A 14,843-nucleotide genomic window follows, 5' to 3' on the forward strand; every position below is an offset into this window, starting at 1 on the left:
GAGAGTTTGGAGCGCTGTTGCGCCTACAAAGGTTCGGGTCGCTAAACCCGATCGCTGATTCGTCAGCGACCGGGAAACAATAGAGCCCGGCCATTAGGCACACAAGCCGGCGGATTCTGGCGCAGTCGTAGGCAACGGCGCAAGGATCTGTAGCTTCCCGGAAATCATCTTCAACACTATTCAACAAATCTGTCAGACAGACACAGATTCTTGTGGGAGCGGGCTTGCCCGCGATAGCGGTCTGCCAGTCGACATCAATGCAGGATGTGCCGACGTCATCGCGGGCAAGCCCGCTCCCACAGTGTTTGAGGAGTTTCGAAACCTGTATTTGCAGCCTTAAACCACCGGAATATCCAGCGCCACCGACATGAACTGACTGATCCGCGAACGCAACCAGCGCTCCGCAGGATCGTTGTCATGCACCCCGCTCCACGCCATCGACAACTGCGCGGCGTCGATAGGAAACGGCGGATCTTCGGCGCGCAAGGTACATCCCTCGACCAGCGCACACGCAGCGTAATCCGGCACCGTGGCAATCATCTCGGTACCGGCCAACAACGCCCGCAAGCCACTGAATTGCGGCACGCCCAATACAACGCGGCGAGAGCGGCCGACCTTGGCCAGATCCATATCGATGTTGCCGCTCAGGTCACCGGAGAACGACACCATCGCGTGCGGCCGTGCGCAATATTCGTCGAGGGTCAGCGGCCCTGGACGATCGTCGCCGCGCAGTACTTTGCAGGGAATGTCGCGCAACTTCTTGCGTTTGGCGTTGGCCGGCAGATCGGTGGTGTAGCTGACGCCTACCGAGATTTCGCCGGAGGCCAGTAACGCCGGCATCAGCAGATAATTGGCGCGGCGCACGACCACCACGATTCCCGGCGCTTCTTCTTGCAGTTGCCGTAACAACGGAGGGAACAGACCGAACTCGGCATCGTCTGACAGCCCGATGCGAAACACATCGCAGCTGGTCGTTGGGTCGAATTCCTTGGCGCGGCTGACCGCTCCGGAAATGGTGTCCATCGCCGGTTGCAACTCCTTGAGAATCGCCAGCGCCCGCGCCGTCGGTTCCATGCCGCGACCATTGCGCAGCAACAACGGATCGTCGAACAAATCACGCAGCCGTCCCAGCGCAGCACTCACCGCCGGTTGGCCCATGAACAGCTTCTCGGCGACGCGAGTCAGGTTTTTTTCGAACATCAGAGCTTCGAAAATCACCAGCAGGTTCATGTCGACGCGGCGCAGATCGTTACGGTTCATATGCACAATCCCATGGTGTTTTCGGCCAGGCACGAAGGTTGACGAGCATCTGACTTTACTCGAGACGGCCCGCCCGGATCGAGGAATTAACAACGTTTAACTCGCAAGCCAAAGCCCTCGCGACCAAGAATGAAGCCTTCTACGCAGACTTGTTTTTCAGACAAGGGAACGTGCTGACCCACCGTGCAGTGCACCCGCGCGCGCCCATCGACACGGACATTGGCCATGGCTCTCATTCAGCAAAACGCGATCAAGGCGTGTGCCATTGAAACGCAAAAAAAAACCACGGGCGGCCTTAGCCCCTGGCGTGAAACTCTGGTCAAGCAACTGATCCTCGACCACCTCGACGCCCCCCTGGAAGTGACCGAACTGGCACGGGCCTGTGCCCTGTCGCGCAGTCATTTTTCCCGTGCATTCAAGTGCAGCATCGGTGTTTCACCGCAGGACTGGATCCGACAGCAACGCATCGCCCGGGCCAAGCATTTGATCCAGAACACCGACATGACCCTGACGCAAATCAGCCTGGAATGTGGCTTCTGCGATCAGGCACATTTCTCCCATATCTTCACCCGCAGCGAAGGCATCACACCGTTCGCCTGGCGTTGCCGAACGGTGCGTTCTCTTCCCCCTCTCACAATCAAAAGATCGCAGCCTTCGGCAGCTCCTACGGGCGTTCACATAACCGCGTAGGAGCTGCCGGAGGCTGCGATCTTTTGATCTTGATCAGCCCTTGATGAACGCCAGCAGATCTTCGTTGAGTTGATCCTTGTGGGTGTCGGTCAGGCCGTGGGGTGCTCCCGGGTAGACCTTCAAGATGGAGCCCTTGACCAGTTTTGCCGCAGCGATACCGGCGGCTTCGATCGGCACGACCTGGTCGTCGTCGCCATGCACCACCAGGGTCGGCACGTCGAACTTCTTCAGGTCTTCGGTAAAGTCGGTTTCGGAGAACGCCTTGATGCAGTCATACGCGTTCTTGTGGCCGGACATCATGCCCTGCAGCCAGAACCAGTCGATCATGCCTTGGGACGGCTTGGCACCCGGGCGATTGAAACCAAAGAACGGACCGCTGGCCAGATCCTTGTACAGCTGCGAACGGTCGGCCAGGGACGCCTGACGAATACCGTCAAACACTTCCAGCGGCAAGCCGCCAGGGTTGGCTTCGGTCTTGAGCATCAACGGCGGCACCGAGGAAATCAGCCCGGCCTTGGCCACGCGTCCAGTGCCGTGGCGACCAATGTAGCGCGCCACTTCGCCACCGCCGGTGGAGAAGCCGAACAGCACGGCGTTCTGCAGGTCCAGATGCTCGATCAGCTGCGCCAGGTCATCGGCGTAAGTGTCCATCTCATTGCCAAACCATGGCTGGCTCGAACGACCGTGACCACGGCGATCATGGGCAATGACCCGGTAACCTTTCGAAGCCAGGAAGATCATCTGCGACTCCCAGCTGTCAGCGTTCAATGGCCAACCGTGGCTGAAGACGATTGGCTGACCTGTGCCCCAGTCCTTGTAGTAAATCTCGGTGCCGTCTCGGGTGGTAAAGGTGCTCATGGCGATGTCTCCTCATGCATGGTTTTTGTGGCGGTTAATAAGAGGTGCGGACCATTCGTTCAGCCAGGCGTGCCACCCGCTCGCCCAAATGCGCGGCAGTGCGGCGGTCTTCGGGCGGCGGTGCAAGGTCGGGGGACTGTTCGACGTTCGATTGGGCCATGGCCCCCAGCGAACTGCCGAGCCGATTCAACTGCCCATCGAACAGGCCAATGCTGCTGCGCGCCGGCAGCAGGTCGAGGCCGACCCAGATCATCGAGTGCTGGGCGGCGAACACTGCCATCTGCTGCAAGGTGTTGAGCTTGTCGCCGCACAGGCAGCCTGAGTTGGTGAAGCCGGCGGCAAGTTTGTCGCGCCAGGGCTGGGCCAGGTAGAACGAGGCGGTAGCGTCCATGAAGCCCTTGAAGGCTGCCGAAGCACTGCCCATGTAGGTCGGGGCGCCAAAAATGATTGCATCGGCACGGTGTAAGCGTTCCCAGTGATCGTCCACTTCTTCGACCGGAATCAGCCTACAGATGCTACCCAAGTGCCGTTCCACACCCTGGCCCACGGCCTCAGCCATGACCCGGGTGTGCCCGTAGCCACTGTGATAGACCACCACCACGTTGCTCATTCCGGTTCCTCCAGAAGGGTTCATCCTTTTTGCGGCACGCTTTTTGGTGCAAGAAGGCCGGTGCCTTCGGTTGAACTTGAAGGGATGGATTTTTGAGCGTAGACCGGACACACGACGAGTTAAACGTTGTTAATTTTCAACGGGGCGCCCACGCACCCGGCCAACACCGCACCCAATAAATACGGGATCGACAAGCGCTGACGGGAATCCAGCAGCCGATGCACACACCGACGAGGTGCACGACAGAGCATTGCACTGCCGAAAAAACCTGAGGAATATGCCCCGATACCGTGCGATAGACGGATGCAAGCAGGAGTGACCCGTTGACCCTTTCTCCCGAACAGGCCATCCATTTCGGCCCTTACCGGATTTACCCCGGACAACGCCTGGTGATGGAGGCCGACCAGCCCTTGCGCCTGGGTCGGCGAGCCATGGACATTCTGTTGATGCTGCTGGAACACGCCGGGCAGGTGGTGAGCAAGCAGCAACTTATCGCCCGGGTCTGGCCCAAAAGCGTGGTGGAAGACATCAACCTGCGGGTGCACATGGCGGCGCTGCGCAAGGCCCTCGGTGATGGTCAGGCCGGCCAGCGCTACATCATCACCGTTGCTCAGCGCGGCTACAGTTTTGTCGCGCCGTTCTCTGTGGAGCACATCGAGCAAAGCCCGAAAAGCGCCGAAAATGGATCGAGCCGGCATAACCTGCCAATCCGTCGGACCCGCATGATCGGTCGTCAGGCTCTGGTCGACAGCGTGATAACGCAATTGACGCGGCAGCGTTTCATCACCCTCGTGGGCCCCGGCGGAATCGGCAAGACCACGGTGGCGCTGCGCGTCGCCGAGCAATTGATCGGCCGCTACCGAGACGGCATTCGCCTGCTGGACCTGGCACCGATCAACGACCCTTTGATGATCACCACGCACTTGGCAACGCTGCTGGATTTATCCTTGCACGACGCCGAACCCATGAGCGGTCTCGCCACGTTCCTGCGCGAACGGCAGATGCTGCTGGTCATCGACAATTGCGAACACTTGATCGATGCCATTGCGTTGCTCAGTGAAAGCATCCTGCGCGCGGCGCCCCAAATGCACATTCTGGCCACCAGCCGCGAGAGCCTGCGGGCCGAAGGCGAGTTCGTGCAGCGCCTGGAATCGCTGGACTGCCCACCGCCCATCGCCGTGCTCGACCGCGCTCAGGCCCTGACGTTTTCGGCGCTGCAATTGTTTGTCGAACGGGCGATGGCCAGCCACGACAGTTTCGAACTGAGCGAAGCCGAACTGCCGCTGGCCATTGAAGTCTGCCGGCGCCTGGACGGGATACCGCTGGCTATCGAACTGGCGGCGGCGCAAGTGGGCAGCCTGGGATTGAGTGGGTTGCTGTCGCAACTGCAAGGCAGTTTTCGTCTGCTCACCCAGGGCTGCCAGACAACCTTGGGCCGCCATCAGACCCTGCGCGCCACACTGGACTGGAGCTTCGAACTGCTCAATGCCTGCGAGCAAACCTGCCTGCGCCGATTGGGCGTGTTCCGGGGTGGTTTCACCCTGGAGTCGGCGGCCGCGGTGATCGTCGGTGAACACCTCGAGCCCGATGTGGTATTCGGCTCGATCACCCAATTGGTCGCCAAGTCGTTGCTGAACGTGGAAGTCGGCGACGAAGAAGTGTTCTACCGTTTGCTCGACACCACGCGCAGCTATGCACTGGAAAAACTCGCCCAGGCCCAGGAATTGCCGGACACCCGCGAGCGCCACGCCGAACGCTGCCTGACCTTGATGCAGCAAGCCCGGAACGACTGGGAGCAGATCTCGAGCGAGCGCTGGACCGAGCGTTACGCCCGCAACCTGGAAGACATCCGTGCTGCACTTGATTGGGGCTTGAATGCTCAAGGGCCGCAGGCCTTGGCGATCCGCCTCGCTGCAACCTCGACGCCGCTGTGGCAGGAACTGTCGCTGCTCAAGGAGCACGGCGTGTATGTGCGCAAAGCTTTGGCGTTGCTCGAAGCGACGCATCAGCCCTGCCCGCGTGTGACCATGACCCTCAAGCTTGCCCTCGGCAGTTCCTGCTACCACACCCTGGGCAGCAGCGACGAAGCCGTCGAAGCGTTCGTCAGCGCCAAACACCTGGCCGAACACTGCAACGATGTGGCCGGTCAGCTCAAAGCGATTTCCGGGCACTTGGCGGTTGATCTTAGTTGCGGCCACTACCAACAGGCCCTGGAGCAGAGCCGACAATTTGAGCGGTTGGGGCTGCACGGTGACGCGGCGTTGTCCCTGAGCACCCAACGCTTGCGGGTTCTGGCCCTGCACTTTGCCGGAGATCAGGCTCTGGCGCGGGAGAATGTCGAACAGGTTATTCAATGCCTCGCCCAGAGCGGTCAACTCAACCGCTTCACCTACTGTTTTGGTGTGCAGTACGATCAAAGCGTCGCAGCCCTGACGATTCTGGCGCGCATTCTCTGGTTACAAGGGCACCCGGAAAAAGCCTGGCGTACCGCACGACAAGCACTCGACATCGCGATGCAGATCAATCATGGCACGTCCATCTGCTACACCCTGGCGCTGGCCGGTTGCCTTATCGCTCACTACAACGGCGACACCCCGGTCGCCCGCGAGCTCCTGAACCTGCTGCTTGAACAGGCGAAGAAACACTCGGTGCTGCTGTTCTACACGTGGGCCAAACATTACGCGCAGGTGATCGAGGGGGCCGATGCGCCCTCGTCATCGCGAGCTAACACCGGGTTGATCAAGGAAATCATGGTCACGCTGGACAGCCGTTTCATCGATGACGCATTGCTGGAACGAGCCGAAAGCGGCGCGGCGGGTTGGAGCACCGCGGAAATTCTGCGAGCCAGGGCCGATGCGTTGCTGGCAGAGGATTGTCCGACCCGGGTCAGTGCGGCCGAGGCCGTGCTGCTCAAGGCGTTAGCCGTGGCAAAAACCCAGGGAGCGCTGGCCTGGGAACTGCGTAGCGCCACGTCACTGGCCCAACTATGGCAGCGTCAGGGACGTTGCCGACAGGCCCATGAGTTGCTGGCGCCGATTTACCAGCGCTTCACCGAAGGCTTTGCTACACCGGACTTGACGAAAGTCCGTCGCCTACTCGACGAGCTGCAGCGACACCTGCCCGGCTGATGTCCCGCGTGCCTGGCTAATGTAGCGGGCATGACGCCGTTCAAAGGCACGCAAATGACCGCTGTGTTCGAGCTTCTCCAAGGCGTAGATACGGGTGGTGTTGAGGAAACGGTAACGGGTCACACCGCTGCCCTGCTCCACCGACAGCAGTGATTTGCGCGCCAGGCTTTCCACCCCTTTAACCACACTGGCAGGCAACAGCACCGCGCAACTGATCACGCCAATCGCCGAATCCAGCGTGAACGCCATCTTGAACACCGCCAGCCGCTGCAACACGGTTTGCTCCAACGGGCTCAGCTGTTCATAGCTCCAGTTCAGTGCGGCTTTCAGACTCTGATGCCGTGGCAGAGCGGTGCGCCGGCCTTGAGTCAACAACTGCAAGCAGTTGCCGAGTTGCGCTTGCAACCCCACCAGCGCCAACGCATCGATCTGCGTCGCCGCCAGTTCAATGGCCAGGGGCAGGCCATCCAGGCGCCGACAGATTTCGCGCACGGCCTTGAGGTCCTGTTGGCGCAGGGCAAACCCTTGCTGACGGGCTCGGGCGCGGCTGACCAACAGCTGCACCGCCGAATAACCCATGGCCTCGGCCACGTTGTATGTCACTGAGGCCGGCGGCACCGCCAGGGCGGGTATATGCAACAGCGTTTCTCCCGCCGCTCGCAAGGGTTCGCGGCTGGTGGCCAGGATCGACAACCGTGGCGCCGAGGCCAGCAAATCGTCCACCACTGCCCGACAGCATTCGAGCAGGTGATCACAATTGTCGAGCACCACCAAGGCATGCCGCTGCTCCAGCGCCGCCCCGCCAACGTCCAGTTCCAGCGTGCGCGACAGATGCTCGACGAGTTGCGCCGGGTCATCGATGGCCGCCAGATCAACCCTCCAGACGCCGTCGCGATAGTGCTGCAACAGCAGCTCAGCCACGCGTAACGCCACGGTAGTTTTGCCAATGCCGGCGGGACCCGTCAGGGTCATGAGGCGTCGAACCGGCAACTGCCGGACCACACTCCCGATGATCGAGTCGCGACCGGTCACCGGCGTGAGCCGGGCAGGCAGATTGTGTTGAGGCTTGTGCTCCGTCTCGACGGGCGCCGGCGTGCCTGCCCGGTCGCACTGCACCGGGGCGATGAAGCTGTAGCCGCGCTGGGGAATATTGACGATGTAGCGCTGCTCGTTCTGGCCGTCGCCGAGCGCCCGACGCAGGGCGGCGATGTGCACGCGCAGGTTGATTTCCTCAACCACCGAGGTCGGCCAGACGTGGGCAATCAGGGCATCCTTGCTCACCACTGAGCCGGCGCGTTCGACCAGCACCTGCAAAATATCCAGGGCCCGCCCGCCCATGCGTAGCGGGCGATCACCGTCCAGGATCAGTCGCTGATGCAGGTGGAACGCGTAGGGCCCGAACCGCAGCACCGCATCGCTGTTTATATTTCTGAGGCTGTTCATGCACGTTCACGCGCTGAAAACCTGGCCCGGCTCAAGGCACTGCAAAATCCATCGCACCGGTCCATCCAGGCTCCCGCACCTCCATGGCAAAGAGTTCATGGGTATCTTGGCAGGCATGGGTGACGGCACAACGGCCACGGGAGGAGCATCACGGCCATCACGGTGCGCGTGACGGACAACGCCCCCCCTAACTGAACTGTTCGCGGTACTGGGTGGGTGTCAGGCCGAGCTTTTCACTGAACAGAAAACGCATGTGCCGCACGCTGCCGAAACCACTTTTGAAGGCCACGGTCTTGAGTGGCACGCCACTGGTTTCCAGCAGGTTCCTGGCGCAATCGATGCGCGCATTTTGCAGAAACTCCATGGGCGTCATGTTCACTTCCCGGGCGAAAACCCTGGCGAAGTGCCGCGTACTCATGTTCACCAGGCTGGCCATGCGTTCGATGCTGAACGCTTCATCGAGGTGTTCGAGCACATGGTTCTGCACCCGGGTGATCGGCGTTTCATGGGGTGCCACTGCCGCCATCAACGGGCTGAACTGCGCCTGCCCGCCCTGGCGTTTCATTACCACCAACAACACCTTGGCAACGTCCTGGGCGACCTTCTTGCCATGGTCCTCGGCAACCACCGCGAGCGCCAGGTCGATGCCAGCGGTGACACCGCCAGAGGTGATGAGATTGCGGTCCTGTACGTAAATCTGATCGGTCTCGACGGTGGCCTTGGGGAAGCCTTTGATCAGACGTTCGGTGTAATGCCAGTGAGTGGTCACGCGATAACCGTCCAGCAGCCCGGCATGCCCGAGCACGAATGCGCCGGTGCAGATCGACCCATAACGGTTCGCCCGGCTGACCGCGCCCTGAAGCCAGCCTAACAACGGTGGATGTTTTTCGTTGTAGGCTCCCGGCCCGCCCGGCACCAGCAACAAGTCATAGCGCTCGTTCGCCTGATCGATGTGCAAATCGGCCTGAACGTTAACGCCGTTTGAGGCTCGCAACGCGCCCGGCTCGGTGCCGATGGTCGACAGCTCGTAACGGTCCGCCGAATCCAGATAACGATTGGCGATGGAAAACACCTCCATCGGACCGGCCATGTCGAGCAGAAGAAAGTCGGGGAACAGCACCATTGCCACGGTTTTCATGGATTGAACATCACTGATATCAAAGAAGAAGGTTAGCGTCAGCAGCGCTGAGCATCAGGGCCAAATGTAACCACTAGAATACGTGAACCGGCACCAAAAATTGTCAACTCTAAAGAGACAGTATTTCAACTTTCATCTACTTATTGCACAAAACGGTAAACATTAACCTTCTCCTCACTCGGACGAATTCACGTCCTGACAGGAGATTTCATCATGCTGACCCTTCGTAAAGCTTCGGATCGCGGCGCGGCCAATCACGGTTGGTTGAAGTCGTTCCATACCTTTTCTTTCGCCAACTATCGAAACCCACGGGAGCAGGGTTTTTCCGACCTGTTGGTGATCAACGACGACCGCGTGGCAGCCGGCAAAGGCTTTGGCCAGCACCCTCACCGCGACATGGAGATTTTTTCCTATGTGCTTGAAGGTGCCTTGGAACACAAGGATACGTTGGGCACCGGTTCGGTGATCCGCCCCGGTGACGTGCAATTGATGAGCGCTGGCAGTGGCGTGGCTCATAGCGAGTTCAACCACTCGACGAACAAACCGGTGCACTTTCTGCAAATCTGGATCGTGCCCGAGGTCAGCGGCGCCAAACCACGTTATCAGCAAGAACACTTCAGCACGCAGAAAAAACGCGGGCGCTTGCAGCTGATCATCTCCCCGGACGGGGCCAACGGTTCGCTGAAAGTAAGGCAGGATGCGCGGGTATATGCCGGCCTGATCGACGGCAAGGAAAGCGCCACCCTGGAACTGGCCGCCAATCGTTACGCCTATGTGCATGTGGCGCGCGGCAGTGTCGAGTTGAACGGCGTGCAGTTGCAGGAAGGCGATGGTGTGCGGGTTCGGGAAGAACAGGTGATGAGCTTGAGCAACGGCGTGGATGCCGAGGTGCTGGTGTTTGATTTGCGGCCGCAAGAGTTGCCGCAAATGCCGTGAAGCCCCACACCTTGTGGCGAGGGGGCTTGCCCCCGTTCGGCTGCGCAGTCGCCAAGCCAGTGAATGCGGTGTGCCTGATTCACCGTGGTGGCAGGGTTCAGGACTGCTTCGCAGCCCAACGGGGGCAAGCCCCCTCGCCACATTAGTCCGTATCACCGGGTACAAAAAAACGACCCGCGGGATGGCACAAATCCCGCTCCCACAGGGGATTGAGACGCTATCGGTAACCACGAGCCTGCACGTTGAACAACTGCGCATAGCGCCCGCCTGCCGCGACCAGGCTGTCGTGATCGCCTCGCTCAAGGATCGCCCCCTGGTCGAGCACGATGATGTGATCGGCATTGCGCACGCTGGAGAACCGATGAGAAATCAGCAACGTCATGCGGCCTTCGGTGTGTTGACTGAAATGCTCGAACACCTCCGCTTCCGCCGCAGGGTCCAGAGCCGAGGTCGGCTCATCCAGAATCAGAATATCGGCGTCGCGGCGCATGTAAGCCCGAGACAAAGCGATTTTTTGCCATTGCCCACCGGACAATTCCTGCCCACCGGCAAACCACCGGCCCAACTGCGTCGCGTAACCGCGATCCAGGCGCTCGATGAAGGGCGCGGCCATGCCCTCGGCGGCTGCTTGCTGCCAGCGCGTTTCATCGTTGAACGCCAATGTATCGCCCACGCCGATATTCTCGCCCACGGAGAACTGGTAGCGAATGTAGTCCTGGAAGATCACGCCGATGCGCCGTCTCAGCGCTTCTTCGTCCCAGGACTGCAAATCGCTGCCATCCAGCAAAATACGGCCCTGATCGGGGCGATACAGCCGAGTCAGCAACTTGATCAGCGTGGTTTTGCCCGAGCCGTTTTCCCCCACCAGGGCGACGCTGTGGCCAGGCATCAGGTGCAGATCGATACCCTGCAAAGCGGCGCGGCTCGCTCCCGGATAACGGAAGCCGACGTTCTCGAAACGCAAGCCATCGCCGGGCACCGCGCCCACGGTAAGGCTTGCGCTATCGGCAATAACCGGTTCGGCCAAATACTCGTAGAGGCTCGACAGGTAAAGGCCATCCTCGTAAAGACCACTGATCGCGCTCAAGCTGCTGCTCACGGCGGCCTGCCCCTGCTTGAACAGCACCAGATACATGGTCATTTGCCCAAGGCTGATACTGCCGTGAACGGTATCGACCACGACCCAGGCATAGGCCAGGTAAAACGCAGCGGTGCCCAGCAGCCCCAATACAAAACCCCAGCCATCGCGACGCAACGTCAGGCGTCGGTCTTCGGCATAGAGACGAGCAAACGTGTCTCGATAACGCTGCAACAGCAGCGGCGCGAAACCGAACAGTTTCACCTCTTTGATGTAGCCCTCATGAGAGAGCAGCGTTTCGATGTAATTCTGCTGCCGACTCTCCGGCGCCCGGCGCGTGAACAGGCGAAAGGCATCCCCGGAAAAATGCGCTTCGGCAAAGAACACCGGCAACGCCCCAACCACCAGCAGCACCAGCGCCCACGGCGAAAAATGCACCAGCAACACACCGAAGCTGATCAACACGATCAGGTTCTGGATCAGCCCCAGCGACTTCATCACCAGCGCCAGCGGCCGGGTCGATGCCTCGCGTCGCACCCGTACCAGCTTGTCGTAGAACTCGGAATTCTCGAACTGCACCAACGATAACGTCTGGGCTTTTTCCAGAATCATCGTGTTGACCTTCTGCCCCAACTGCACCCGCAACAGCGATTGCTGAACCGACAGTGCGCGCTGCGTCCCCGACAGCAACGCGAGCACGCCCGCTTCGAACAACACATACCGCACAACCGGCCATAACGGTGCACTGCCCTGCTGGGTGTGCAACTGCATGGCGGTGACTACGGCGTCGACAATCCGCTGCCCCAACCAGGCCGCCAGCGCTGGCAACACACCGGCAATCAGAGTCGCCAGTACCAGCCCCAGAAACAGCCCACGGGACGTTCCCCAGACCAGCAATAAAGCTCGTCTCGCCTGGTCGAGCAAAGAGGCAAAACGGGTCAGGACAGGCATAGGACGATGGACTCGGTGGCGGACGTCAGAGGAGCGCGGCAGGTTCTACAGTACGTGGAATGAGCCTTCCACTCTACGGGACAGGACGCGATAAAGCTGGCCACGCCGATAGTAAAAACATCTAAAAAAACACCATCACTCGCTACGTTTTAGCGCTTTGCTATGTGGAGTCAATGCCCATCGAGAATCGAGGACAAACCTGAACGTCCAGCCGATGTCTCCTCTCTATAACGGGAGCAAAACATGAAAATCAATCCGTACTTGATCTTCAACGGTGACTGCAAGACCGCTTTCACGTTCTACGCCAAAAGCCTGCCAGGCCAGATAGAAGTAATGATGACCTTCGGCGAAACTCCGGCTCGCGACCATGTTCCAACGGACTGCCATAACCTGATCATTCACACGCGCCTGCTGGTCGCAGACCAGGCAATCATGGGATCGGATACCACCCCTGATCGCCCCACCACAGCCATGAGCGGTTGCTCGGTTTCGTTGAATGTCGACAGTGTGGCGGAGGCAGAGCGGGTGTTTGCTGCATTGGCGGAAGGCGGCAATATTCAAATGCCGCTGGAGGCGACGTTCTGGGCGGCACGCTTCGGGATGCTGGTCGATCGGTTTGGCGTGGCGTGGATGGTTAATTGCGAAAAGGATCAGTGACCGGGCGCCCACCGGTTAGTACATAACATTTACTGGCGCTTTAATATCAACTTTGAGATTTTTTTCAATAGCCAAACAGAATAACGTTCACAAATTCCACCCTCCCTGAGAAAAATATTACGAATATAATGCCAAAATACTCAATTAATATAGTCTTCCCTCTCATTCGCCCTAAAAAGAGGCGGTCGCTGTACTGATCGCCTCCCCAACGTGCACCTACATCACCCTAGAACACCGTGGAATATCCTTATAAATCAAATCCAATTTTCAAGAATGCGGGCATCCGCACAGTTCATACGCAAGACTCCTCAGTTGTGCTTCGTTCTGCAGCCAGATGGGCAATTAGCCATCGCATCTGTATTGCTCATAGAAAAGTCAACCTAAAGAGCCTAGTCCGACAGAAAGGGGCGTACCAACTAAGCCCGATATCACAAAAACAAATGGGCTTAAGCCTCGGCATTTGCCTATGTCATTGAATCAGCTAAAACTACCGAGCATGGAGTGACGTGTGCTCACGACGGGAAATGTTATAAAAAGTCAGATAATGTCAGTATTTTGTGTATTAAGATTGCAACGCCAGCACATATGAGTAATTTACATGATGAGTCCTGAGAGCAAAACCGAAAATAGCCAGAGGGGTATTCTCGCTATTGGGCGCACTTGGCGCTCAACAGAGAAACTTCGACAACTATTTGTACCAAACCTTACACATGTTTATACATTAGATTATCCAAATCCGCCAAGCCTGGATATCGCAACGCAAACACTCGATACCGTACTGATCGATATTGAAAGCCCCTCCATACTTAATGACTGCCTGGCGCTGATCAAGAAGTTACGTACGAATCCGGCAGAACTGGCCATTATCGTAGCAATCAACTATCGCTCTCCGCACGCAAAAATAGAATGTTACCTGGCGGGGGCCGATCACTGTATCAATGTACCAAACGATCAGGATGAAAAAGCCAGGTTACTCTCAGAGCTGCTCGAAACTCCTGAATGGCAGCCCAGTGTAAAGTTGACCCTGGACCAAACATGCCTGCACTTGTACAACGATGAATACAAACTGGATCTGGCTTATCAGGAAATGAAAGCCCTGGATGCGCTTATTAACGCAGAAGGCAATATCCTGCACCATGACAGCATGGCCGAATCCATGGGCTTGAATATAAAACTCTACGACTCACGCGTCTTGGAGAAGTCCATAAGTCGGCTTCGAAATAAAATCAAAAAACACTTTGGCATTAACATCATTCACAGTGTTCGTGGTTATGGCTATCGACTGCTTCGCGGAGTCATATCAGTCAATCAAACAAACTTTCACTCTTAAAGGACTAGGTAATGGAGCCCAGCAGGCAAGCTATAGTGCACGAAAACTTCGCATTGGTGTTCTTCAGGCAATCGATTCTGAAACGGAACGATGAACTGTTCGGCAGCGAAATTTATGCCAAGGCGACCAAGCAGGAGACCCCCCTGAACAAGGGGTATCAACAACTGCATTCCGATCATCCACTGGCGACTTATTACGAAGTCCTGACTCGGATCCAATTGAATGCCCTCTCGCAGATTGAGGCCACGCCTTCCCATGCACCGGTGCCAAACAAACTGTTCGTGACCATGAATCAATCTGCTTTATTGGATAAAGCGTTTATCAAGGAAATGAACGATGCTCAAGCGATACTCAAAAAGCATGAGCAACAGCTGATCCCCAGCATTAACAGCAGTTCGCTCCTGTCGTTCAACCTGAAAGAAAAAAGAACCATTATCAATCACATCCACCTATTAAAAGACAATGGGATCGAGATCGCGTTCGATGGCTATGATTTAAGCGACGACAGTACCGAAAAACTGATCAGCCTGGCGCTGTTCGATTACATAAAAGTGGACCTGACCAAATCCAATTTCGACATCATGGTCGAAAACAGCCAGGACTTTTTCAACAGGTCTTACGACTGCCTGAGCGGCATGATCCATGACAGCAAGATCAAATTCGTGGCGGACCGCGTGGAGCACAAAGCACTACACACACTGGCTCGCAGCATGCCCTTCGACTTTTTCCAGGGGAGGTACTACTCACCCACCGAGCTTATTTAA

12 protein-coding genes are annotated in these 14,843 nt (G+C 58.0%); 6 read left to right on the forward strand and 6 right to left on the reverse strand.

What is annotated here, in order from left to right; translation table 11 throughout:
• Positions 1-336: 336 nt before the first annotated feature.
• Positions 337-1,260 carry a LysR family transcriptional regulator gene (locus tag PMI18_RS14990; RefSeq protein WP_007900786.1) on the reverse strand — a complete coding sequence of 308 codons (924 nt, stop codon included), beginning with the start codon at positions 1,258-1,260 and terminating at the stop codon, positions 337-339.
• A 225-nt stretch (positions 1,261-1,485) separates the two neighbouring features.
• Between PMI18_RS14990 and PMI18_RS14985 the strand changes: the two genes are divergently transcribed.
• A complete protein-coding gene (locus tag PMI18_RS14985; protein ID WP_007900787.1) occupies positions 1,486-1,950 on the forward strand; it encodes a helix-turn-helix domain-containing protein in 465 nt (154 codons plus the stop codon).
• Positions 1,951-1,983: 33 nt separating this feature from the next.
• Here PMI18_RS14985 and PMI18_RS14980 read toward each other — a convergent pair whose 3' ends face one another.
• Positions 1,984-2,808 (reverse strand): alpha/beta fold hydrolase, encoded by an 825-nt coding sequence (locus PMI18_RS14980; RefSeq protein WP_007900788.1) that lies wholly within the window; start codon positions 2,806-2,808, stop codon positions 1,984-1,986.
• Between the two features lie 34 nt (positions 2,809-2,842).
• Positions 2,843-3,418 (reverse strand): flavodoxin family protein, encoded by a 576-nt coding sequence (locus tag PMI18_RS14975; protein WP_007900790.1) that lies wholly within the window; start codon positions 3,416-3,418, stop codon positions 2,843-2,845.
• Positions 3,419-3,741: 323 nt separating this feature from the next.
• On the opposite strand from PMI18_RS14975, the gene PMI18_RS14970 reads away from it, so the two are divergent.
• Entirely contained in the window at positions 3,742-6,546 is a 2,805-nt protein-coding gene (locus PMI18_RS14970; RefSeq protein ID WP_007900792.1) for an ATP-binding protein, read from the forward strand.
• Here PMI18_RS14970 and PMI18_RS14965 read toward each other — a convergent pair.
• Positions 6,511-7,989, reverse strand: coding sequence for an ATP-binding protein (locus PMI18_RS14965; RefSeq protein ID WP_007900794.1), 1,479 nt, complete (start codon positions 7,987-7,989; stop codon positions 6,511-6,513). The two genes, PMI18_RS14970 and PMI18_RS14965, sit on opposite strands and share 36 nt — an antisense overlap.
• A 187-nt stretch (positions 7,990-8,176) precedes the next feature.
• Entirely contained in the window at positions 8,177-9,127 is a 951-nt protein-coding gene (locus PMI18_RS14960) for a GlxA family transcriptional regulator (RefSeq protein ID WP_007900796.1), read from the reverse strand.
• Positions 9,128-9,340: 213 nt separating this feature from the next.
• Between PMI18_RS14960 and PMI18_RS14955 the strand changes: the two genes are divergently transcribed.
• A complete protein-coding gene (locus tag PMI18_RS14955; RefSeq protein WP_007900800.1) occupies positions 9,341-10,063 on the forward strand; it encodes a pirin family protein in 723 nt (240 codons plus the stop codon).
• Positions 10,064-10,280: 217 nt separating this feature from the next.
• Here PMI18_RS14955 and PMI18_RS14950 read toward each other — a convergent pair whose 3' ends face one another.
• Positions 10,281-12,092: an ABC transporter ATP-binding protein gene (locus tag PMI18_RS14950; RefSeq protein ID WP_007900803.1), complete on the reverse strand. Its 1,812-nt coding sequence runs from the start codon at positions 12,090-12,092 to the stop codon at positions 10,281-10,283.
• Between the two features lie 243 nt (positions 12,093-12,335).
• On the opposite strand from PMI18_RS14950, the gene PMI18_RS14945 reads away from it, so the two are divergent.
• The 3 genes from PMI18_RS14945 to PMI18_RS14935 all read left to right on the forward strand — a co-directional run bounded on the left by PMI18_RS14945 (position 12,336) and on the right by PMI18_RS14935 (position 14,843).
• Positions 12,336-12,749, forward strand: coding sequence for a VOC family protein (locus PMI18_RS14945; protein ID WP_007900806.1), 414 nt, complete (start codon positions 12,336-12,338; stop codon positions 12,747-12,749).
• Positions 12,750-13,347: 598 nt separating this feature from the next.
• Positions 13,348-14,079, forward strand: a complete 732-nt coding sequence (locus PMI18_RS14940; RefSeq protein ID WP_007900808.1) for a winged helix-turn-helix domain-containing protein — start codon at positions 13,348-13,350, stop codon at positions 14,077-14,079.
• Between the two features lie 11 nt (positions 14,080-14,090).
• Positions 14,091-14,843, forward strand: coding sequence for an EAL domain-containing protein (locus PMI18_RS14935; RefSeq protein ID WP_007900811.1), 753 nt, complete (start codon positions 14,091-14,093; stop codon positions 14,841-14,843).

This window comes from Pseudomonas sp. GM102 (genome assembly GCF_000282555.1).
Classification (GTDB): Bacteria; Pseudomonadota; Gammaproteobacteria; order Pseudomonadales; family Pseudomonadaceae; genus Aquipseudomonas.